Raw genomic sequence first — 21,092 nt, 5'->3', positions numbered from 1 at the left:
CACGACTCGAACGTGGACTAGAAGAACCAAAATCTCCTGTGCTGCCGATTACACCACGGCGGATCGAGGAAAATCGATCGCAGTATACCAGCACGAACCCAATCCGCCAAAGATCACACAATCACGCCGGCGGGTGTCCGGCTCATGACGGTCAGCCCGGCCGCACGGATTGTTTGCACGGATGTTCCCCGTGGCGAGCACCACACACTGCCGCAACAAGCTACCGTGACCCAACGGAAGCCGTCGTGGCAACGAACACGACCGATGGGCGGGGATTGTCTCATGACCACTACAGACACAGTGAACGCGACGGGCGTCACGGCCCGCGCGGCACCTGGGGTGACCGCCCCGCCCCGCCACACCGTCGCGCCGCGTTCATCGCTCAAGGCCCGCGGTGAACAGATCACGCTGGCCACGATCATCGTGCTTCCCCTGACGGCGCTGGCCGCGGCGGTACCCCTGCTGTGGAATCGGTGGATCAGCTGGCAGGACGTGCTCCTGGCCGCGACCATGTATATGATCACCGGCCATGGTGTGACCATTGGTTTCCACCGCTACTTCACACACCGCGGCTTCAAGACCTCCAGGCCCGTACGTGTCGCGCTCGCCATCGCCGGCAACATGGCGATCGAGGGACCGGTGATCCGCTGGGTCGCCGACCACCGGCGCCACCACGCCTTCAGCGACAAGGAGGGTGACCCGCACTCACCGTGGCGCTATGGCACCGGCACCCGGGCAGTGGCCAAGGGCCTGTGGCACGCTCACATCGGCTGGCTGTTCGACGTCGAGCAGACCGACCAGCGCCGATACGCTCCGGACCTGCTCAACGACGCTGACATGGTCCGGGTCAGCCGGATGTTCGCGCTCTGCGCCGCGGTGAGCCTCGCCGCGCCCGCGCTCATCGGCGGGCTGTGGCGAGGCTCGTTCGAAGCCGCGCTGCAGGCGTTCTTCTGGGCGAGCCTGGTCCGGGTGGCCCTGCTGCACCACGTGACATGGTCGACCAACAGCATCTGTCATGTCGTCGGCAAGCACCCGTACATATCGCGGGACCGTTCCGGAAATGTCTGGCCGCTCGCCTTCCTTTCGATGGGCGAGTCCTGGCACAACCTGCATCATGCCGAACCAACCCTGGCCCGCCACGGGGTCAAGCCCTGGCAACTGGACACCAGCGCCTATCTGATCAAGCTGTTGGAAACGCTGCGAATCGTCCATGATGTCCGTTGGCCAGTTCCCGAACGCATCCGGGCAAAAGAAGTCCAGCCAACGTCCTGAGCGTGTTCGGAAGCGTCATTTCGGCGGGGCGCGTTCAGACGCGCGCCCCGGCTGCGTCGCCGGCCAAACCGAATCCCTGTTGCCGGAGCCTCTTACCTGGTTGACGCGAACCTCGTTGATGCGCGAAACGGGTTGGCTGAAGGCGCTGTCCGGATGAAGCGGGTCAGGCATCCTCGAGGTCGGTCGCGAGAGCGAGCCAGGCATCCTCGGTCCGAGCCTTTTCCGCGACTACCGCGCGCAGGTCGGCGTCGAGCGCGAGTAGACGCTCATGGTCGGCAGCCGCCTCCGCAAGCGCCGCGTGCAGAGCGGTCTCCTGACGTCCCAGCCGCTCCAGCGCGCGCTCCAGCCGGTTGAGTTCCTTGCGCGCGACCCGCGTCCGGCCCGCCGCGGGCGCGGCCGTGCCCACGGCGGCGGTCCGGCCGCCACCACCGCCACCGCTGGCCGAGCCGTCCGCGCCAGTGAGCGGCCCGGCGCCCGCCGCGCTCAGCTCCCGGCGGCGAGACAGGTACTCCTCGACCCCGCCGGGCAACATGACCAGCGAGCCGTCGCCGAACAGAGCGACAATCGTGTCACAGGTCCGTTCCAGGAAATAGCGATCATGACTGACCACAACCAGGGTTCCCGGCCATGAGTCCAGGATGTCCTCCAGCGCGGTCAGCGTGTCGGTGTCCAGGTCGTTCGTGGGCTCGTCCAGGAGCAGTACGTTCGGTCGCTTCATGAGCAGCCGCAGAAGCTGCAACCGGCGCCGCTCCCCGCCGGAGAGGTCACCGACCGGTGTCCACTGCCGGGCCGACGGCAGGCCGAACTGTTCAAGCAGCTGGCCCGCGGTCAGCTCCCGGCTCCGCCCGCCGTCCCCGGCGGCGCCTCGCGCATGCGCCGACGGCTTCGGCCGGGGCCCGACCTCTAGGACCTGACCGGCCTCCTGGACCGTCTCCAGCGCCCGCAGCCGCGGGTCCAGTCCGTGGATCTCCTGGGTGAGCAGGGCGGGACGCGCGCTGCGCCCGACCCGGACACTGCCGGAATCCGGGCTCGCCGCACCGATCAGCAGGCGCAACAGCGTGGTCTTCCCGCTCCCGTTCATCCCGACGAGACCCACCCGGTCCCCCGGGCCCAACCGCCACGTCATGTTCGCGAACAGCGCCCGGTCACCGAGGCGCAGCGTCACATCCTCGACATCGAAGACATCCTTACCGAGGCGGGAGGCGGCAAAGGTGCGCAGGCCAAGGGTGTCGCGCACAGGCGGCTCATCAGCGATCAGGGCGTTGGCCGCCTCGATGCGGAAGCGCGGCTTGGCGGTCCGGGCCGGCGGGCCGCGACGCAGCCAGGCAAGCTCCTTACGGAGCAGATTCTGGCGCCGGGCCTCGGCGGCGTCAGCCCGCCGTGCCCGCTCCGCGCGGGCAAGCACGTACGCACTGTAGCCGCCGTCGTAGGCGTCCACCCGGCCGTCGACGACCTCCCAGACCCGGTCGCACACCTCGTCGAGGAACCACCGGTCATGCGTTGCGACGAGCAGCCCGCCACGCCAGGAGGCCAGCTCGGACGCGAGCCACGCGACGCCCTCGACGTCGAGGTGGTTGGTGGGCTCGTCCAGCACCAGCAGGTCGAAGTCATCGACGAGCAGCGCGGCCAGGGCGGTACGCCGACGCTCCCCACCGGATGACTGCCCGACGATGTCGTCCAGGCGGTCGAGCAGGCCCAGCCCGCTGAGCACCGACCGGCGACGCGGATCCGCGGCCCACACGTGGTCGGGCACGTCACCGACCACGGCCTGCCGCACGGTCGCCGTGGGCACGAGCCGGTCGTCCTGGGACAGCATACCGACGCGCAGGAATCCCGTGCGCACGACCCGGCCCGCATCGGGGTGAGCCTCCCCGGCCAGGAGCTTGAGCAGGGTGCTCTTGCCCGCGCCGTTGCGGCCGACCACCCCGATCCGCTCTCCGGCCGCCACCCCGAGGCTGACGCGGTCCAGCAGGACACGGGTGCCGAAGGCGGCCACCACCGCCTCCATCGTGACCAGGACAGCGCTCATCAGGTGGCACTCATCGGAGCTGACTCGGCAGGAGGCATCCCCGGTTCACCCGGACACGCCAGGGTCGATCACACGGGCACCGGCGACCGGGCCGTACGCCCGCCGAACCGCCCGGCAGACGCCCATCCCGGCGAGGCTCGCCGCCAGAGCTACGCTCTGCGCGGCGTCCCGCGCGAGAAAGGCGCAGGTCGGCCCGGAGCCGCTGACGATGGCGCCGACCGCCCCGAGCTCGGTCCCGGTTTCCAGCACGCGGCGCAACGACGGGCGCAGCCGCAACGCGGCCGGCTGCAGATCGTTCACCAGGGCCTTGCCCAGCTCGACCGGGTCTCCGGTACGCAATGCCGCCAGTACCCCGCCAGGCGGCGTGGGCTCGGTGCGCAGACGCCCCTCGGACAACCGGTCGAACTCGGCATAGACGGACGCGGTGGACAGGCCGCCGTCAGCCAGCGCGAAAACCCAGTGGTACTCGCCGCGCCCGAGGACCGGCGTCAGCTGTTCGCCTCGGCCGGTGCCGAGCGCTGTCCCCCCGGCCAGGGGGAACGGCACGTCGCTACCGAGCCCGGCGGCGAGCTCCGCGAGGACCGAGCGGTCCAGGCCAGTACCCCACAGGGTGTCGAAGGCGACCAGCGCCCCGGCCGCGTCGGCGCTGCCACCAGCCATCCCCGCCGCGACCGGAATGCCCTTGACCATGCTCAGGCGCGCCCCCGCACCACGTACCCCGGCGCGGGCCGCGAGCACCTGGGCGGCACGAACAGCCAGATTGTCCGAGCCCGTCGGAACCAGGGAGATCCGGGCCGCCGCCGAGCTCACGGCCGGGTCCCCGGGCAGCGCGGCCGGGGTGGTACCCGCGGCACCCTCCCCGATGACCTCAACCGCGACGACCGGCTCCACCGCGTCCGGGTCGGTGACGCCGTCCGGGGCAGCCGTAACCGTGATGTCGTCATAGAGTGAAACAGCCTGCAAAATCGTAATTACCGCATGATAGCCGTCGTCACGACGCGGGCCGACCCCAAGATGCAGGTTGACCTTTGCCGGTGACCGGACGGTCACCCGGTTGCCCTGGGCGGGCACAGACGACCGACCGGGGCCGGGCGCACCCGAAGGGTGCGGATGAGACCGAGGCAGCGGACGCTCCTTCACTCACTTGTGGGGCGTGTTCCGACCGGGCACCAACGAACCTATCCGGCCGGCCGGACGCGAGTGGCCCCCTCACCACCGGGTAGGACGCTGCATACCAGCTGGTTGAGCGCGCCGAGCACGACCGGCTGTCGCCTGTGGACGGCCAGCGGCCGCTGGCCACGGGGCCCGCCCGGCCGGAGATCTCCGGAAAGCCGAGGGATCCATCCCCACGACTCCAACGATTGCGGAGGCACGTCATGAGCACGACAACCACCGAGAAAACCGCTCCCGTGACCCGCGAGACAGCCCACCGCGACGGGGCCGGCGTGTCCCGGCGGAGCACCACCGAACTCGTGACAAGCCAAGGCAGGACTGCCATCGCGGACTCGGTCGTCCGCAAGATCGCGGGCGTGGCGACCCGCGAGGTCGAAGGCGTGCACAATCTCGGCTCCGGCAGCGCCCGCGCGGTCGGTTCGCTGCGCCAGCGTATCCCCGGCTCGTCCGGCCGCAACGTCTCGCAGGGAGTCGGTGTCGAGGTCGGCGAGCGGCAGGCGGCAATAGATCTCGACGTCGTGGTCGACTACGGCGTGTCGATCGTGGATCTCGCACAGGCGATCCGCGGCAACGTCGTCAGCTCGGTCGAGGGAATGACCGGTCTGGAGGTGACCGAAGTCAACATCGCTGTTGATGACGTCTACATCCCCGAAGATGATGACGACAAGCAGGCCCGGGTGCAGTAGCAGTCATGGCCCGCTTGGTTGTGTCCGCGCGGCCGGCCGCGATCGCGGCCGCGGTTGCCCGGTGCTCCGCGGTCGCCGCGCTGTCTCCCGGAGCCAGCGGCAACGTGGTCACGTATCTGCCCGGCCAGCGCGTCGTCGGCGTCCGCAAGGTACTGGGTGGGGTCGCCATCCATGTCGTCGGCCAGTTCGGGCCGACGATTGCCGAGATCGCCAGCCAGGTCCGGAGCGCGGTCACCGCGGTGGCTCCGGAGTGCGAGCGGATCGACGTGCTCGTCGACGATCTCGAGATCCTCCCTGACAGGCCCGTCACCAGGCCCGCCGGCCAGCCGCGCGGCACCGGTGGAACGCACACCCGCGGCACGGCCGGCGGCAGGGCGGCCCGGGGGAAGACGGCCATGACCAAGTCGGCCGCGGCTGGAACGACCCGTACAAGCACCAGGGCCGGAAAACAATGACCGACAGGCCGGTCGGGCCCGCCACCGGCCAGTCCGGGCCAGCGCGGCTGGACGGGGCGGCGGATGCCGCCGCCCGACGCGCCGAGGCACGTCGCTTCATCCGGGAGAACCACCCGGACAGAGGCGGCGACCCCGCTGTGTTCATGGCTGGCCTGCGGGCTCGGCGACCGGAACGGCCGCCCCGGACCGGATGTGCCGAAGTGAGCGGCTACCATCGGCGGACCGGGTTCGAGATCATCGCTTACTGGCTGCGTGGACAGTGGGCACACCGGCACCGCTTGCGCGAGTACCACCCGCACGAGCGTCGTGTACAGCGGCTCTGGCGAAGATCGCAAAAGTCCCCACGAGTACGTTAACGCCCGCCCGCCGGGCCGCGGCGCGCGCCCCGGCGGCAGGCCCAGCTCGTGGACTCGTGGCTACGGGCCTAGCAGCAACGGCTATGGGCCTACCAGCAAGTACGACCGTCTAGCAAGGAGGCTTCGATGCGTTCGAGCGCAATCGGTCTCATCACCGGATTGATCTCCGGTCTCGCGCTCGCCTTCGGTGATTTCGGCGAGTTCCTGATCGTCCTCGTCTTCGGGGCGATCGGCCTGTTCATAGGCAAGATCCTGGACGGCGAGATCGATATCAACCGCTATGTCGGCGGCGGTGAACGCCGCGATACGCGATGACACGCGCTGGAACGCGCCGCGCCGAGAACGTGGTCCGGGGAAACCTGGTCGTCGCCAGCGGCGTCATCGAGAAAATCGCGGCCCAGGCCGCGCTGGATGTCGAAACCGTCGGTGGGCTGGGACAGCGGCATCCCGGCCGAGGGCGGCGGCAGGCCACCGACGAGCGTCCCCCGCAGGTGTCAGCGCGCGTCGGCCGAGGTACCGCTTCGATCTCCATGTCGTTGTCCGTACGGTATCCTGTCCGGATTGTTGAGGTATGTGAAGCGGTACGCACCAGCGTGACCCGACAGGTGGCCGACCTGGCCGGCCTACGGGTGACCCACATCGACATCGACGTGTCCGCTTTCGAGTTCGACGCCGGCCCGAGCAGCCGGGCACGGTAGCTCACGGGAGGTCACCATCGTGCGCGTGACAAACCGGATTGTCGCGGCGCTGCTTGCGGCGGTCATCGCGGCGGTCGGGGTCATCGCGATCATCGAGATGGTCAGCGCGGCCCTCGACGACGGGTACGCCATCGTCGACTGGCAGTCGATAACGGCCGCCATGGCACGCAACACCTGGTCCGACACAGGGCCGACCGTGCTCGGCGTCATCCTCGGTGCCGGTGGGATCCTGCTGCTTGTGCTGGGGCTGCGGCGCGGCCGGCTGCAATGGTTCGCCGTACGGCCGTCCCCGACCGGGACGGCCACCTTCGCCGCCGGGCGCGGCATCGCCCGTGCGCTCGCCAGCGCGGCCGAAGACATCGACGGCGTGACCCGGGCAAAGGTCCGGCTCCGGCGGCGCACCGCCAAAGTGACGATCGAGAGCAGTCCCCGGATCAACCCGGACGCGCCGGGACAGGTGCGTGACGAGATCCGCGAACGGCTGGCCTCCTTCGAGTTGGCGTCGCCCCCGAAAGTGAAGCTGACGGTGAAGGCGTCACGTCCGGCCTCCCATGCCGGCGGTGTCGTGCCGGAACCGGCACAACCGGCACAACCTCAGCCTGCGCAGCCACCGCCACCGGCGGACGCGCGGCAGGACCCCGCCCCCACCGGCTCGAGCGGTCCCTCACCGGCCCCGGCAACCACGAAAGCAATCTTCGATGTTTCAACCATGGGTGAGCGGGCCAGGCAGCACCCGGTCGGCCTCGATCTGACCAAACCCGATCCGGAAGGCACCCGGCGGGACGCCCGGAACGAGGAGCGGAAAAAGGACCACACATGAACGCAACCGTGAGCCCCACGAGCGCACGAACCATGGACAGCCCGATCCCCCAGCTCGGTCCACCGATTCAGCCGGACGAGGTAAGCATGATCGAACCGACCGGATCGGCGAAGATGTCCCGGCCACGCAGGCAGCCGTTCACCCCTGGAGTCGATCTGCTGAACCGGGTGGTGTTCGTTCTGTTGGGGCTGGTGTGCCTGGGCGGTGGGGCCGTCGCGCTGCTCGCCGGTCGGGGGGTGTTCGGGGATGACGTCGCGGCCCGGTATGGGCTCACCGCGCAGAACCGCTCCTTTGCCGCCGAGCATGTGTGGTTCTGGCCAGTTGCCGGAGCGGTCACGGGTCTGGTTGTTCTGCTGGCGCTCGCCTGGCTGTGGCTGCAGAAGTCCACCGGGAACCTGCCCGGCCTGTATGTCGTCGACGACACTTTCGGGCGCGTCCGGGTGAACGCGCGAGCCTTCACCGGCGCGGTGGAAGGCGAACTGGCTACGCTGCCGGGCGTCCGGCAGGTGCGTGCGCGGCTGCTCGGCACGGGAAAGCGACCGTTGCTACGGGTAGTGGTGACCATGAAGCCAAGCACGGACGTCCGCCGGATCCGAGCCGATATCGAACGGGCCGCTCTGCCGCATGCGCGTGGTGCCCTGTCCCGCGCGGACCTCGCCACCGAAATCCAGCTCATCCCGCACCCTGGCCACGGTGACCGCGTGTACTGACCAGCCCTGCTTAGTGGTCGGCCAGCAATTTTCGATCAGAGTCCGGCAGCCGTGTCCCGGTCAGAAGGGTGGCGGCTCGGGTTCTGGGTCCGGTTGCGGGGTGCGCGGCGGTTCCGGGTGAGGTTCGGGTTCGGTCTGGTAGACGCGTAGTTCCGGACTGGTCCAGGTGGCCGTGCCGGTTTCGGTTACTTCGACGGTCCAGGTCCCGTCGTGCTTCAACCGGTGATGATGTCGGCATAGCGTGAGCAGATTGGCTGCTTCGGTGCTGCCGCCCGCGGTATAGGCCCGCATATGGTCGAGATCGCAGATGGTGGCGGGCGTTCGGCATCCCGGGAATCGGCAGACCCAGTCCCGGGCCCGGATCTGGCGGGCCAGTGCGGGTGAGGGGAATCGGCGTCGTCCGACGTCGACGACGTGGCCGTCGACCGGGTCGGTGAGTAGCCGTCGCCAGGTTGCGTTGGCGGCCAGGTCGCGGGCGAGCCCGGCCGGGATCGGTCCGTAGCCGGCCAGTTCGCCGGGGGTGTCGGCCAGCCCCGCCAGGGTGCCTAGTGGAATCAGCACTCCGACCTCGACGCGGACCGGGTCGTCGTCGTGGTGGCGGCCCAGCAGAATGTCGGTGAGGACGTCGGCGCGGCGTTCGTCCATACTCCGGACATCCTGCGCGTCGCCGGCGCGGCGGGCCAGGGCGTCGATGCGCTGGTAGGCGGCTTGGGCGTCGGGGGCGGCCAGGAACGCCGAGAGCTCGGCCATCCCTTCCTCCAACGGCTGGAGGCCGACCCGGCGCCCTCGGCGTTGGAGTTCGTGGCGTTGTGTGGCGCCGTCGGGGTCGATCGCAAGCACCGCGCGGCGCAACGCCTGGCGGAACGCCGCGTGGCTGGCTCGTCCGCCGTGGGCCAGGACCCTCGCCTCGACCGCGGCGGCGTGGGCGTCGGAGAGCGGTTCGGTGGCGTCGGCGACGGCGCGGACCCGGCCCAGATCGAGGATGCCGGCGGCCAGGGCGGCCAGGGTTGCGGGTAGCCGGTGGGTTACGGCGTGGGCGAGTGCGAGTTGGGTGGCGGCGGCATTGTAGGACAGGTTGAGTTCGGCGGCGACTTCGTCCGGGGCGAATTCCCCGAAGGGCCGTTGTGGGCCGGTTTCGGGGCGTAGGTGGGCGAAGCGGCCCTGCGTGCGGAGCATGACCGCGTCGAGGGCGGCGCGTTGGCGGGTGATGGTGGCCATCAGGGTCAGGCAGGTGGACGCGTCCAGCCCCTCGATGTCCACGCCGTCGAGGTCGAGGGCGGTCGCCGGGCCTGGACCAGCCGGGCCTGGGTCGGCACACCCATCAGACGATTCGAACATATGTTCAGGATAGGTGTCTGGTCCGACATTTCCACCCCGTCGGGCGACCAGGAATTCTCAGCCGATCTGGCAGTCGGGTGTCTGATGCCCGTGGCCACGACCGGCGCGGCATGACGGGGCGAGCAACAGGGTGGAGGACGGTTGGGCGGAGGGCAGCAACACGGTCATGCCCGGTACCGGTGCAGACGACTGGACCCCAGCGGCCGGCGTCGTAGCCGGCGCCGCTGAGACCGACGTCGGCCCGGCAGACCGGACCACAGTCGCAGCCTGGGAGACCGGGCCGCTAGCGGGCGCGGTCACAGCCGACGTAGTCCCACCCGCAGCGATGGAGGGTCCAGCATCCACCGACGTCGGCAACCGGGGTTGGTTGTCGATCGCCTCGGGGCGCTCTGAGCGCACGCCGGCGACCGGCTGATCCGCCATTTCATCCGGACGGTGACCAGCCACCACGAGAACAATGCCGAGGACCGCGCCAAACCCGCACAGGCCTATGGCAGCCCTGGCCCCCGCCCGCCTGCCGCCGCCAGCGCCGCTGGACCGCCGCAGCCGTCGATGCCGGGTGGGCGGGCCCGCCGTGGCCGCGGCAACAGACGGCCGATCAGATCCAGGGTCACCGTCCCAGGGAAGCAGCGTCCAGCCGCCCCCCACGGCCGACGGTCCGGTATCTTCGGACAGCTCTGCGTCTCCGGACACGAACGCACCTACTTCCACCCTGACCCGACGGCAGCGATGGAACAATATGACCGGGCTGACACCGCAGGACACTTGACCCACCGCAAACTCGGAACACAGCGGCCCAGATCAGCCACCGCAGGCGGGTGGGTCAACGGACCGGGCGACGGCGAGGCGGGTGAAGTCCGTGACGTCCAGGGTCTCGCCACGGGCGGACGGGTCGATACCCACGGCTCGGGCCAGGCGGTCGACCTCGGCGGACGAGCCCGCCCAACCGCCAAGCGCCGTCCGCAGGGTCTTGCGGCGCTGCGCGAAGGCCGCGTCCACCGCGGCGAACACAGACCCGCGCAGTTCCGGCGGCCCTGGAACCTCGCGCCTGGTGAACGCGACCAGGGATGAGTCGACGTTCGGCCGCGGCCAGAACACCGCGCGCGGCACCGCGCCGGCCGGGCGCGCCGAGGCGTACCAGGCGACCTTCACGCTCGGCACGCCGTACACCCGGCCGCCCGGCGCCGCGGTCAGCCGGTCCGCGACCTCAGCCTGCACCATGACCAGCCCCCGCCCAATCGATGGGAAGCGTTCAAGAACACCGAGCAGGAGCGGCACCGCCACGTTGTACGGCAGGTTCGCGGCGAGGACATCCGGTGGGTCACCGGGCAGGTCCGCGGGAACGAGACGTAGCCCGTCGGCGGCCACGACGGTCAGCCGGGACGCCACAGCCGGGCCGAGCCGGGCCGTGGCAGTCGCCGGCAGGGCCTCGGCAAGCAGCGTGTCCACCTCGACCGCGACGACGCGGCCCGCGGCCGCAAGCAGCCCGAGAGTCAGCGAACCAAGCCCAGGACCGATCTCCAGGACCGTCTCATCGGATCCGGCCGCAGCCAGACGCACCAAGCGGCGGACCGTGTTCGGGTCGACGAGGAAGTTCTGGCCCCACCGTTTTGCCGGTCGCACACCCAGATCGTCAGCGATAGCACGCACAGCGACCGGCGTCAGCAGCCCGTCGCCTCCGAAGCCTGCCTTCCGGGCAACGTGGCCGGGGCCTACCAGGGCCCGAACATCCGCTCAGACGTGGCGGCTACCGCCGCGGCGAGTGTGTCGACATCCTCGCCGCGGGCAGCGGCGAGCGCCCGCAACGTCAGCGGTACCAGATACGGGCTGTTCGGCCGGCCCCGCCACGGCTCCGGTGTCAGGAACGGCGCGTCGGTCTCGACGAGGAGCAGGTCACGAGGGGCGACGGCGGCGGCGTCCCGCAGGTTACCCGCGTTCCTGAAAGTCAGGTTACCGGCGAACGACATCACGTAACCGGCGTCCGCGCAGCTCTTCGCCATGACCGCGTCGCCGGAGAAGGCATGGAAGACCACCTGGTCCGGCGCGCCTTCCTCGGCGAGGATGCGCAGCGTGTCGTCATGCGCCTCCCGGTCATGGATCATGAGGGTACGGCCGGTCCGCTTGGCGATCGCGATGTGACGGCGGAAGCTCTCCTGCTGGGCGGCGTGCCGCTCGGGCGGCGTGCGGTAGTAGTCCAGACCGGTCTCGCCAACCGCCCGTACCTTCGGCATGGTGGCCAACTCGGCGATCTCCGCGAACGTCTGTTCGTCGACACCGTCGGCGGCGTCGTTCGGGTGGATCGCGACCGCCGCGTACACATCGGGATGCTCGGCCGCGGCCCGCGCCTGCCAACGGCTGGTCGCCAGGTCGATCCCCACGCTGACCATCCGCCGGATGCCGACAGCGCGCGCCACGGCAACCGCATGCGCCACATCACCACCCATGATGTCAAGATGGCAGTGGCTGTCGATCACCTCTACCGCCAGCGGTTCCGGTGGCTGCGGCGGGTCGCCACGACGTCCGGCATCCCGTGCCATCTGGCCAGGCCACCTGCCCTTCCGTTCCATCTCCACCGCGCTTCACCGCGCTGTCCCCGCCGGTGCCCCTCACGAGGCCCCGGTTGAACGGAACAACGATCGCACCGCCCGCGGCCAGGCGCTTCGGAAGGCGCCGCCAGCGTCCGGTACCGCCTGCCGCTGCCACCGCTGCCACCGGTGCTGGACGACAACCGCGCCGTTGGCACGTGTGCCATCGCGGTCGATCCTACGGACCGCGCGCAACCGGGCTGCGGTGTCGTGACCACGCCCCTTGTACCGCGTCCTGGTACGGCCGAGGTGCCGCCGGCCCATCGCCTGGTAAACAGATACGGATGTCCTCACCGCTCACCGTCGCACTCGTGACGTCTCTGACCGGCCCGGCGGCCGCGCCCGGTCTGGCCGCGCTGCATGCCGCCACGCTGTGGGCGCGTGACGAGCACGTGCCACCGGCGTGGGACGAGGTCCACGTCACCGCCTACGACGCCCACCCGCACCCCGCAGCGGCGATCCGGTCCGCCGTGGCCGCCAATCCTGCTGCGATCTTCGGCCCGCACGGGCCGCGGGCCGCGCTCGCGGCGTTCGCCGCAACCGACCGCGTGGTGTTCAACATCGCGGCACCGTCGACGCGCTTCGTCCGCCAGGCCTTCCCCAACGTCATCAACGTGACCGCCCCACAGGCCACCTGGACGCGCGGGGTTCTCGCTGCCGTCCGCGCCGCCGACCGGCGGGCACGTAAGCTCGCGTTGATGGTGGCTGCCGGCGACTGGTCGCTGGAGGTCGTCTCCGTGACGCGCGCCGCGGCGGCAGCCCGGGGCTTCGAAGTGGTCTCCAGCGTCTTTCGGCCTGGGCAGGCACAGGCCGCGGCGCGGCGGCTACCACCGGCGGACGTCCTGATCGTCCAGGCTGGCCCCGACGACGAGGCCGCCGCGGCTGAGATCCTGCTGCGCCGGCCGTGGCGGGCCGCCGCGTTCTCGACCGCCGGGCATGATGACGCCCTGACCACCATGGGTGATCATCGTGAGGGGCTGCTGGGCCCACGAACCTGGTCGCCACAGCTACCCGCCCAGGCCGGCACCGGCCCGAGCGTGTCCGAGTTCGTGAACCGCTACCAGCACATGCACGGCCAGCCGCCGTCGGCGGCAGCGGCGGCGGCGTTCACCGCCGGGCTGCTCCTCGGGCGCTGCGTGCGGTCGCTCGGCCAGATCGACGACTTCTCCGTGCTCGCCGCGGCACGTGCGCTCGACACGTCCACCGTGTTGGGCCGCTTCCGCCTCGACCCCGCCACCGGACTGCAGATCGGGCATCATGGTCATCTGGTGCAGTGGCAGGACGGCGTGGCCGCCGCGGTCTGGCCTCCCGACCGCTTGCGGGCCCCGCTGCGCTACCCGCACCGCCGCGGCGGCCAGCCGTGGCCCGAAGCCGCGTGACACCGGTGGACGTACGGCAACGGCGCTCCCGGCGCCTGATCGCCTTTGCCGCGGCCGCGGTGGTGTTCCTCATCGCGACCGCGCGGCTGTTCGTCTGGCCGGCCACGGACCCGCCGCAACGGGTCGACGCAATCGTGATGTACGCGGGCAGCCCTGGCCGGCTGGCCAGGGCGGTCGAGCTCACCCGGGCCGGGTACGCGCCGATGCTCGCCGTCTCAAACCCGTTCGGCCAGGACCGCTGCCCGGTCGCGGTGCCCAGCGTACAGGTGATCTGCTTCCGGCCGGACCCGCTGACCACCCAGGGTGAAGCCCGGATGACCGCGCAGCTCGCCGCCCGTTACAACTGGCGGTCCGTACTGGTCGTCGCGGGGACCCCACAGGGCACCAGAGCGCGGCTTCGGCTGAACCGCTGCTACGCCGGACGCACCCTGTTGGCCACCGCGGCACCGCCGTGGTACACCTGGCCATATATGATCATTTACGAGTGGGGTGCGACGGCGAAGGCGCTGACCATCCAACGCAGCTGCTGATCTCGATCAGGCACGGACAGAACGCACCGCTTGGCCCCGCGACGCCGTGTCCCCTATTGCCGGGCGCTCTTAGCCGCGACCACAGCGTCGTAGACCACGCGACGCGGCACTCCGCGGGCCGCCGCCACCGCCGCGATGGCCTCCTTGCGGGCTGTCCCGCTGGTTTCGTGACCTGTGACCTCGGCTGCGAGCGCCGCGGCGAAGGCCGCCGCGGCCGGCGTCCCGGCGACCATTGCCCGAGTGGCTGGAGACACCTGCGGCGCGCCCGCCACCACCAGGGTGATCTCCCCCCGGATCTCCCGGCCGCGCGCCCACTCGCTGAGACCGGCGAGATCGTCCCGGACGATCTCCTCCCAGGTCTTGGTCAGTTCCCGGCAGAGCACGCCCCTACGATCAGCCCCGAAGGCCACGGTAAGATCGTCCAATGTCACGGGCAACCGGTGCGGAGCCTCCAGGATGACCAGTGTGCGCCGCTCCTCAGTAAGCTCGGTCAGGCGCGACCGGCGCTCGCCCCGCCGGCGCGGCAGGAACCCCTCGAACACCCAACGGTCCGTGGGCAGCCCGCTGACAGCGAGCGCGGCGGTCACCGCGGAGGGGCCTGGCACGACCGTGACCGGCACACCGGCCGCGGCCGCGGCGGCCACCACCCGAAACCCCGGGTCCGAGACGGCAGGCATGCCCGCGTCCGTGATGAGCGCCACCGTGGCGCCGGCGCTCAGCTGGGCGAGCAGGAAGTCCGCGCGGGACGCCTCGTTCGCGTCGAAGCAGGAGACAACCCGCCCGGAGATGGTGACGCCGAGCGCGGCGGCCAGCCGGCGCAGCCGGCGGGTGTCCTCCGCGGCGACGATGTCGGCGGCCGCGAGGATCTCGCCAAGCCGCGGGCTGGCATCGCGGACATCACCGATCGGCGCACCGCAGAGCACCAGAGTCCCGGACACCCACCGAGTGTGCCAGGAGCACGACCTACATTGATGCGGTGGCGGTGACAACGACATATCCAGCCCTGGACGGCGGCGGCACGCGGCCCTCCGGGGCTGCCCTGGCCCCTGCCGGCGGCCCGACGCTGGCGGACCGGCTGGCACCGCCGATGCCGACCGACCGGCTGATCGGTTGGCTCGCCTCGCTCGCGATTGCCGCGGTCGCCGGTGTCCTGAGGTTCTGGCAGCTCACCCAACCGCGTGGTATCTACTTCGACGAGGTCTACTACACCCACGACGCCTACAGCCTGATGACCCACGGCTACGAGCTGAGCGACATCAAGAGCGGCTGTGACGGCCCTGGCTTCGTCGTCCACCCCCCGCTCGGCAAGTGGCTGATGGCCGCGTCCGAGTGGTTCTTCGGCTACACCGACTGTGCCGGGGCCCGGCACGGCAACCCCGAGCTGGGCTGGCGCTTCGCCTCCGCTGTCGCGGGAACGCTCGTGGTTGTCGTCTTCGCCCGTACCGCCAGGCGGATGTTCCGCTCGACTCTGCTCGGCTGCTTCGCCGGGCTCCTGCTCGCCTTCGACGGGCTGGAGTTCGTCCAGAGCAGGATCGGGATTCTCGACATCTTCCTGCTGACAGGTCTTGTGCTGGCCCTGGCGTGTCTGGTTCTCGACCGGGACGATGGCCGCGCCCGGCTGGCGGCCCGGCTGGCGAAGGCTGGCCGTGGCCGGACCGGTGGCAGCGCTGCCGATACTGCCGGTGCTGACAGCGCTGCCACCGGTGGGAGCGGGTCCGGCGGCCGGGCCCTGTCCGGCCGTGGCCCGTGGCTCGGCATACGCCCGTGGCGGCTGGCCTGCGGGCTGTTTCTGGGCGCGGCCATGGGCGTGAAATGGAGCGCGGTCTACACGATCGTCGGGTTTGCCGCGCTCGCCATCGCCTGGGACATGGGTGCGCGCCGGACGGCGGGTGTGCGCCGGCCGGTCCTGGCCGCGCTGGCCCGGGACACCCCGATCTGGGGGGTGAGCTTTCTCGTCCTTCCGGTGGTGACCTTCTTCGCGACGTGGACCGGCTGGTTCGTCACCGACGGAGGGTACAACCGCCACCGTTTCGGTACCGGCAGGTGGGCGGCCCTGCACAGCTGGTGGGACTACCAGATGCAGATCTACCAGTTCCACGAGCACCTCAATGCCTCGCATCCGTATGCCTCCAAGCCACTGAGCTGGCTGCTGCTGGGGCGCCCGGTCGCCTACTACTACAGCGCGCCCAAGGTCTCCGAGTCCGGCTGCACGGCCCAGGCCGGTTGCTCCCGGGAGATCCTGGCGATCGGCAACCCGGCGATCTGGTGGTTCGGCACGCTCGCTCTGGTCGGTGTCCTCGCGCTGTGGGCGAGCCGCCGTGACTGGCGGGCGGCTCTCGTACTGGTCGGCTTCGGCACATCCTTCCTGCCCTGGCTCGCCTTCCCCAGCCGGACGATGTTCCTGTTCTACGCCCTGCCCCTGCTGCCGTTCCTTGTACTCGGCCTGACCGCGCTCGCGGGTGTCGCGTTGGGCTCCCGGACAGCTTCGGAAACGCGCCGCCTTGCCGGGTCGCTGGCGGTCGGCGTCTACACGATCATTGTCGTGCTGCTGTTCGTCTACTTCTATCCGATCATGACCGCACAGGTGATCCCGACCTCGGCATGGCGTGTCCGCATGTGGTTCCCAGGCTGGATCTGACCGCCACCGCCACCGCCACCGCCATGCGCCACCGCCACGCGCCGCGGCGCATGCATCCCCCGCCCGCCACCCGCGGGCTTCACACCACGCACATCATCCGATGGAGCGACGCCGGACCCCGCGGAGCTGCAACCGGACGATCCGCAGCTGGTTCAGCCCGAACGCGCCCGCCAGCGGTAAGCAGACCAGGGCCGGCAGCAGGTAGCGGTAGTCGAACACCGCGGTCGCGCAGGGCACCACCAGCAGGGCGAGCCCCATCGCGACCAGCAGCAGGCAGTCATGGCGTGCCCGGGCAAGGCCATAACCGGAGGCGACCATCGAGGCCAGCCCACCGACCAGCACGCAGGCCCCGAGCAGCGGCCCTGGCGTGAACCCGAACACCTGGTATCCCCGGAGCAGGCCACCTAGCGAGGGATCGTACCGGCGTGGCACCGCCTCGCCTCTGAAGTCCCGCAGCACCAGGTCGATGTGCCAGCGCGGATCGACCTGCCCGGTCGGGAACCGCCAGCTTCCGAGGTACCAGTCGGGTGGCTCAGCGTGGCGTGACAGGGCGAAGTAATGCAGGACATCATGCGCCACCAGAGCGGCGTACCGGTGGGGCTGTGCCGCGATCACCTTGACGGCGAAATCGCGGAGCAACGCGTTGCTCTCCGCGTCGAACGCCCGGAAGTGGTACCGCGGGCTGGCGGCGTCCCAGTCATAGTAGTTCGGCCCGGGCCGCTCCTCGGGCGGATGCGGTGAGCACAACGGGACCTCCCGCGGCGCCACCTCGATACGGGCACAGTCCGCGAACGGCGCGACCCGGCCCCAGAGAAACATCCCGTCGACGTTCTGCAGCGCGAAGCTCCCGTGTACGGCGGCGAACCACGCCGCATACGCCAGCAACGGTGCCGCCCAGCACAGGACAAACACGATGAGGCGGCGCGCCCCGGCCCCGCGGGCGATCAGGTAGCCGGCGGCGAGCGCTCCCAGCACCAGCGCCACCGAACGGGTGAGGGCAGCCGCGGCGAGCAGCACACCGGCGGCGGCGGACACGGCGACGGTCGGGCGCGGGCGGTACAGCAGCAATACGACCGCCGCGGTCAGCAGCGCGGCGAACACCGTCTCCGCCATGACCATCTGCTCGATGTCCACCTGATAGGCGTCCAGGAGCACGGGCGCGGCAGCCGACGCCGCCAGCCACCGGGGCAGGCCACGCCGCAACGCCAGGTAGTACAGCGCGGACCCGATCCCGAGACCGAGCAGATGCGCGACAGCGGGAACCACCGCCAACGACGGCGACCAGGAGAACAAGAACAGGAACGCGGAGTAGCCGAACGGCCGGACCGAATCCGGGCTGAGCTCGCGGACACAACGCAGGTAGGAGTAGGAGTCGCCATAGAACTCCAACGCCGGCCAGTAGGCGGCGAACGCCGCGATGCGCAGCGCGGTGCCGGCGCCGAGCAGCAACACGAACAGGCGGTGCCGCATCCACAACCGGCCGGCATGCCGCCGCACCATCGGGCCGGGCCCTGCCGGGACCGTCTCTCCGGCGGCAGGCAGCCTGGCGGGACCGCCCGCTGCCACCCGCTCGAACGGCGTTGGGGTGAGCATGTCGACAACGGTGCGCAGCGGTGATCGTACGGTCATACCGGCTGCCGGCCCGCTCCCGGACATGCCCGTCCCATCGGTCGCTCACCGCCACGGCCGGCCATCTCAGCAGGTGATCACGTTACGGGCCGGGTCGCCACGCACAGCACCGACTGCCCGAACGGCACCCGCATCCGCTGTTCGACAAAACGGCTGGTCGGCACGACGACCCGGTCGTAGAGGCGGACCAGGCGTGGGTCCACGCCGCGCTGGCCCGCTCGCCGGACAGCCACCCACCAGGCGAAGGCGCCCAGCAGGTTCACCGGATGCATCCGCTCCACGCGAAGGCCGGCCAGCTCCACCGGCCGCCGCAGCGTGGCTGGTGTGTAGCGGCGGAAATGACCGACCATGCGGTCGAACTCGCCGTACAGCGCCGGATACGCCGGCACCCACAGCACAACGCGACCGCCGGGGACCACCAGACGAGACAGCCCTCGCAGCGCGGCCACATCGTCTTCGATGTGCTCCAGGACGTTCATCATGATCAATGTGTCAGCCGGGCGCGGCACGGGCGCGGCTCCCTCAGGCAGCTCGGTCCCGGTCAGGGCCGCGACGTCAAGCATGATCACATCGACGTCCGCGCGGCCGGCGAAACGGTCACGCAACGTCCGCAGGCACAGTGGATCGGTGTCCGAAACAGTAAGATGATCATAGCCGCGCAGGCCCGCGGCGAAGTCTCCCAGGCCCGACCCGATCTCCAGAACACGCCGGCCGCAGTGCGGCGAGACGAGGTCACGCTCGAACCGCCGGTAATTGACCGCGTCCGCGCCACCCAGGTGATTGTCCAGCAGCCGCCGATCACAACCAGCGGCAAAGGGGATCACTGCTGGCCCGCCGTCGCCACCGCGGTCATTTCCGGCGCACCGCGTCAGGCCCGGGACAGCCCGCTATCAGCAGCTGGAGGAAAAAGGACGCGAAGACGCTCTGCGCGCCGAGCACCATCAGCGTCATAGCCAGCAGCGCCGGCCGCGGCTCGTTGACCGGGCCAAGATCAGCGGCGAGGCAGTGCCCGAAAACGACCGTGCCCGCCAGCAGCCCGCTGACAAACAGCACACAACCAGCTGCCAGACCGCGCTCGAGGGTGAACCGTCGGTGCGTCCAGGCGAGCAGTCCGCGCGGGTGCCCGGCCCGGCCCAGCCCGCGGTTGTAGGTGTCGGCGAAAATCCCGAGCAGCACCGCCTGCCAGCCGAGGACAGCGGCCATCGCGAACAACACGCAGAGCTGGACGCCGAATCGGTGGAAGCCGGCGTCGAGGACTCCGGGCAAGAGCACGACCTGCCCGGTGATACCGAGCGCCAGCAGCATCAGCCCTGGGGCGACAAACAGGTGACGCGGCGCGAGCAACAGCATGAAACGCACATGCCGCCAACCATCCCGAAACATACGAAGTTTGGATGTACCGACCCGCGGTCGGTACGTGATCGGCACTTCTTCGACCCGCAGGCCGACGCGGGCAGCCAAAATGATCAGCTCTGAGGCAAGCTCCATCCCGCCGCATCGCGGCCCCATCCGCTCGTACGCGACACGAGTGAACGCCCGCATCCCAGAATGGGCATCAGACGAGGCGAGGCCAAAGAACCGGTTAAGCATCCCGGTCAGCAGCGGATTACCCAGATAACGATGTGACCACGGCATCGCGCCAGGCATGATTTTTCCGATGAACCGGGAGCCGAGAACATAGTCGGCGCGACCGGCCCGCAGCGGCTCGACAAGCAGGGAAATTTCAGAAAAGTCATATGAGTCATCGGCGTCGCCCATCACCAGATAGCGACCACGAGCGGCCTCGAATCCGGCGAGATAAGCGTTTCCGTAGCCACGGCGCGGCTCCACCAGGACACGCGCGCCGACCGAGCGCGCGACCGCGGCCGACCCGTCCGTCGAGCCGTTGTCAACGACGATCACCTCCCCATCGAGACCAGCCGCGGCAAGACCCGCAAGGGCCTTACGCACGCACGTCCCGACCGACGCCACCTCGTTGAGGCACGGCATCACCACGGAAATCTCCACGGTGCTACGCCCGGTGGCGGTACCGGCCGGGCTCACCAGGCCCGTCCGGCCCTGTTCGGTGATCGCGGCCGCGGCCAAGGAGTGTCTGCTCGATGGCGGTCGATGTGGGCGATGATCCAGCAAGTGGCCCGCACAGCCGAGGAGACCCGGAAGCAGGCCCGGATAGCGGTGTTCTGCCCGGAGCGACGAGCCGGGGTCCCCGTGCGGCGCGAAGCGGCCCACGGGCAGCGATGCGGCAGGATGCCCGCTGGGCATCGCTCCGCACGGTTGAAGATCCATCAGACACGCCCTGGCCGGTCCGTCAACGCCACCCGATTCTCGGTCACCCAGCCTCCCGATGTGATCGACAATGGATACCATCAGCGACAGTACTAACACTTAAGGCGAAAGAGCCGCAGGAGTGGACCGCGGGTTTTGGACGGTGAGTAATATTAATATTATTCTCAGTAAAATCATTCATGAAAATCAACAGAGGGGAACGAAGCCTGCCGGGGGGTACCTGCCGGTGCGGTAGCGCGATCAGGGATCGTGGAGGACCAACCGCGGCCTCTCGCGGCCGACGCAGGAAGAAAGGAACCACCATGGCGGATGTGTCGGTACGCTTCGCGATGACCGATGACAGCGAGATCGTGCTCAACCTGTCGCTCACGCAGGCGATCAGGCTGACCGAAGCCATCGCCTCCAAGGTCAGTCAGGCCATGACCGAGCAGCCCCCCCGGGGGAGCCTCAACGGCAGCTCCTACGGTGGCCCGGCCGTGCGGCCAGGCCCCTACTCCACATCCTGATG

General features: G+C 70.0%; 20 protein-coding genes. 11 read left to right on the top strand and 9 right to left on the bottom strand.

What is annotated here, in order from left to right:
• Window positions 1-282 precede the first annotated feature (282 nt).
• Window positions 283-1,272, top strand: a complete 990-nt coding sequence (locus MJ777_RS00140) for an acyl-CoA desaturase (protein WP_239312531.1) — start codon at window positions 283-285, stop codon at window positions 1,270-1,272.
• A gap of 163 nt (window positions 1,273-1,435) precedes the next feature.
• On the opposite strand, the gene MJ777_RS00135 is transcribed toward MJ777_RS00140, so the two are convergent.
• Window positions 1,436-3,301 carry an ABC-F family ATP-binding cassette domain-containing protein gene (locus tag MJ777_RS00135; protein ID WP_239372271.1) on the bottom strand — a complete coding sequence of 622 codons (1,866 nt, stop codon included), beginning with the start codon at window positions 3,299-3,301 and terminating at the stop codon, window positions 1,436-1,438.
• A gap of 45 nt (window positions 3,302-3,346) precedes the next feature.
• On the bottom strand, window positions 3,347-4,351 hold the full coding sequence (locus tag MJ777_RS00130) for a 4-(cytidine 5'-diphospho)-2-C-methyl-D-erythritol kinase (protein ID WP_239311945.1): 1,005 nt from the start codon (window positions 4,349-4,351) through the stop codon (window positions 3,347-3,349).
• A gap of 326 nt (window positions 4,352-4,677) precedes the next feature.
• Here MJ777_RS00130 and MJ777_RS00125 point away from each other — a divergent pair, with 326 nt between their 5' ends.
• The 6 genes from MJ777_RS00125 to MJ777_RS00100 all read left to right on the top strand — a co-directional run bounded on the left by MJ777_RS00125 (window position 4,678) and on the right by MJ777_RS00100 (window position 8,199).
• The gene (locus tag MJ777_RS00125) at window positions 4,678-5,160 is read left to right on the top strand and encodes an Asp23/Gls24 family envelope stress response protein (RefSeq protein ID WP_239311943.1); all 483 of its coding nucleotides are present in this window, start codon (window positions 4,678-4,680) and stop codon (window positions 5,158-5,160) included.
• A 5-nt stretch (window positions 5,161-5,165) separates the two neighbouring features.
• Window positions 5,166-5,615: a hypothetical protein gene (locus MJ777_RS00120; RefSeq protein ID WP_239311941.1), complete on the top strand. Its 450-nt coding sequence runs from the start codon at window positions 5,166-5,168 to the stop codon at window positions 5,613-5,615.
• A 482-nt stretch (window positions 5,616-6,097) separates the two neighbouring features.
• Window positions 6,098-6,286 carry a hypothetical protein gene (locus MJ777_RS00115; RefSeq protein ID WP_239311939.1) on the top strand — a complete coding sequence of 63 codons (189 nt, stop codon included), beginning with the start codon at window positions 6,098-6,100 and terminating at the stop codon, window positions 6,284-6,286.
• Complete coding sequence (locus MJ777_RS00110) at window positions 6,283-6,669, top strand: Asp23/Gls24 family envelope stress response protein (RefSeq protein WP_239311936.1); 387 nt, start codon at window positions 6,283-6,285, stop codon at window positions 6,667-6,669. The genes MJ777_RS00115 and MJ777_RS00110 overlap by 4 nt, the downstream gene beginning before the upstream one ends.
• Before the next feature lie 19 nt (window positions 6,670-6,688).
• Window positions 6,689-7,489, top strand: a complete 801-nt coding sequence (locus MJ777_RS00105; RefSeq protein ID WP_239372269.1) for a DUF6286 domain-containing protein — start codon at window positions 6,689-6,691, stop codon at window positions 7,487-7,489.
• 86 nt (window positions 7,490-7,575) lie between these two features.
• Window positions 7,576-8,199 carry an alkaline shock response membrane anchor protein AmaP gene (locus MJ777_RS00100; RefSeq protein ID WP_239372267.1) on the top strand — a complete coding sequence of 208 codons (624 nt, stop codon included), beginning with the start codon at window positions 7,576-7,578 and terminating at the stop codon, window positions 8,197-8,199.
• A 60-nt stretch (window positions 8,200-8,259) separates the two neighbouring features.
• Here MJ777_RS00100 and MJ777_RS00095 read toward each other — a convergent pair whose 3' ends face one another.
• From MJ777_RS00095 to MJ777_RS00085, 3 genes are all read right to left on the bottom strand, one after another.
• On the bottom strand, window positions 8,260-9,537 hold the full coding sequence (locus tag MJ777_RS00095) for an HNH endonuclease signature motif containing protein (protein ID WP_239372265.1): 1,278 nt from the start codon (window positions 9,535-9,537) through the stop codon (window positions 8,260-8,262).
• 801 nt (window positions 9,538-10,338) lie between these two features.
• Window positions 10,339-11,160, bottom strand: a complete 822-nt coding sequence (gene rsmA, locus MJ777_RS00090; RefSeq protein WP_239372263.1) for a 16S rRNA (adenine(1518)-N(6)/adenine(1519)-N(6))-dimethyltransferase RsmA — start codon at window positions 11,158-11,160, stop codon at window positions 10,339-10,341.
• Between the two features lie 89 nt (window positions 11,161-11,249).
• On the bottom strand, window positions 11,250-12,074 hold the full coding sequence (locus tag MJ777_RS00085) for a TatD family hydrolase (protein WP_239311926.1): 825 nt from the start codon (window positions 12,072-12,074) through the stop codon (window positions 11,250-11,252).
• Between the two features lie 332 nt (window positions 12,075-12,406).
• Between MJ777_RS00085 and MJ777_RS00080 the strand changes: the two genes are divergently transcribed.
• On the top strand, window positions 12,407-13,501 hold the full coding sequence (locus MJ777_RS00080) for an ABC transporter substrate-binding protein (protein ID WP_239372261.1): 1,095 nt from the start codon (window positions 12,407-12,409) through the stop codon (window positions 13,499-13,501).
• The gene (locus MJ777_RS00075) at window positions 13,498-14,031 is read left to right on the top strand and encodes a YdcF family protein (RefSeq protein WP_239311037.1); all 534 of its coding nucleotides are present in this window, start codon (window positions 13,498-13,500) and stop codon (window positions 14,029-14,031) included. The genes MJ777_RS00080 and MJ777_RS00075 overlap by 4 nt, the downstream gene beginning before the upstream one ends.
• Before the next feature lie 53 nt (window positions 14,032-14,084).
• Here MJ777_RS00075 and rsmI read toward each other — a convergent pair whose 3' ends face one another.
• Window positions 14,085-14,969 carry a 16S rRNA (cytidine(1402)-2'-O)-methyltransferase gene (gene rsmI, locus MJ777_RS00070; RefSeq protein WP_239311038.1) on the bottom strand — a complete coding sequence of 295 codons (885 nt, stop codon included), beginning with the start codon at window positions 14,967-14,969 and terminating at the stop codon, window positions 14,085-14,087.
• A gap of 38 nt (window positions 14,970-15,007) precedes the next feature.
• Between rsmI and MJ777_RS00065 the strand changes: the two genes are divergently transcribed.
• Window positions 15,008-16,669 (top strand): dolichyl-phosphate-mannose--protein mannosyltransferase, encoded by a 1,662-nt coding sequence (locus MJ777_RS00065; RefSeq protein ID WP_370652607.1) that lies wholly within the window; start codon window positions 15,008-15,010, stop codon window positions 16,667-16,669.
• 93 nt (window positions 16,670-16,762) lie between these two features.
• Here the strand turns inward: MJ777_RS00065 and MJ777_RS00060 are convergent, their stop codons facing one another.
• From MJ777_RS00060 to MJ777_RS00050, 3 genes are all read right to left on the bottom strand, one after another.
• Window positions 16,763-18,298, bottom strand: a complete 1,536-nt coding sequence (locus MJ777_RS00060) for a hypothetical protein (RefSeq protein WP_239372259.1) — start codon at window positions 18,296-18,298, stop codon at window positions 16,763-16,765.
• Window positions 18,299-18,375: 77 nt separating this feature from the next.
• Entirely contained in the window at window positions 18,376-19,122 is a 747-nt protein-coding gene (locus MJ777_RS00055; protein WP_239372257.1) for a bifunctional 2-polyprenyl-6-hydroxyphenol methylase/3-demethylubiquinol 3-O-methyltransferase UbiG, read from the bottom strand.
• Between the two features lie 25 nt (window positions 19,123-19,147).
• Window positions 19,148-20,383: a glycosyltransferase family 2 protein gene (locus tag MJ777_RS00050; protein ID WP_239311041.1), complete on the bottom strand. Its 1,236-nt coding sequence runs from the start codon at window positions 20,381-20,383 to the stop codon at window positions 19,148-19,150.
• A gap of 503 nt (window positions 20,384-20,886) precedes the next feature.
• On the opposite strand from MJ777_RS00050, the gene MJ777_RS00045 reads away from it, so the two are divergent.
• Window positions 20,887-21,090, top strand: a complete 204-nt coding sequence (locus MJ777_RS00045) for a hypothetical protein (RefSeq protein WP_131745275.1) — start codon at window positions 20,887-20,889, stop codon at window positions 21,088-21,090.
• Window positions 21,091-21,092: the final 2 nt, after the last annotated feature.

Origin of the sequence: Protofrankia sp. Cj5 (assembly GCF_917627405.1) — a bacterium.
Classification (GTDB): Bacteria; Actinomycetota; Actinomycetes; order Frankiales; family Frankiaceae; genus Protofrankia.
Note: the sequence above shows the minus strand (reverse complement) of the source record. Positions and strands in the feature narration are given on the sequence as shown.

Coding starts and splice junctions, on each gene's coding strand:
- MJ777_RS00140 (WP_239312531.1), top strand. CDS start 283: ATGACCACTACAGACACAGTGAACGCGACGGGCGTCACGGCCCGCGCG.
- MJ777_RS00135 (WP_239372271.1), bottom strand. CDS start 3,301: ATGAGCGCTGTCCTGGTCACGATGGAGGCGGTGGTGGCCGCCTTCGGC.
- MJ777_RS00125 (WP_239311943.1), top strand. CDS start 4,678: ATGAGCACGACAACCACCGAGAAAACCGCTCCCGTGACCCGCGAGACA.
- MJ777_RS00120 (WP_239311941.1), top strand. CDS start 5,166: ATGGCCCGCTTGGTTGTGTCCGCGCGGCCGGCCGCGATCGCGGCCGCG.
- MJ777_RS00115 (WP_239311939.1), top strand. CDS start 6,098: ATGCGTTCGAGCGCAATCGGTCTCATCACCGGATTGATCTCCGGTCTC.
- MJ777_RS00110 (WP_239311936.1), top strand. CDS start 6,283: ATGACACGCGCTGGAACGCGCCGCGCCGAGAACGTGGTCCGGGGAAAC.
- MJ777_RS00100 (WP_239372267.1), top strand. CDS start 7,576: ATGATCGAACCGACCGGATCGGCGAAGATGTCCCGGCCACGCAGGCAG.
- MJ777_RS00095 (WP_239372265.1), bottom strand. CDS start 9,537: ATGTTCGAATCGTCTGATGGGTGTGCCGACCCAGGCCCGGCTGGTCCA.
- MJ777_RS00085 (WP_239311926.1), bottom strand. CDS start 12,074: ATGGCACGGGATGCCGGACGTCGTGGCGACCCGCCGCAGCCACCGGAA.
- MJ777_RS00080 (WP_239372261.1), top strand. CDS start 12,407: ATGTCCTCACCGCTCACCGTCGCACTCGTGACGTCTCTGACCGGCCCG.
- MJ777_RS00060 (WP_239372259.1), bottom strand. CDS start 18,298: ATGACCGTACGATCACCGCTGCGCACCGTTGTCGACATGCTCACCCCA.
- MJ777_RS00045 (WP_131745275.1), top strand. CDS start 20,887: ATGGCGGATGTGTCGGTACGCTTCGCGATGACCGATGACAGCGAGATC.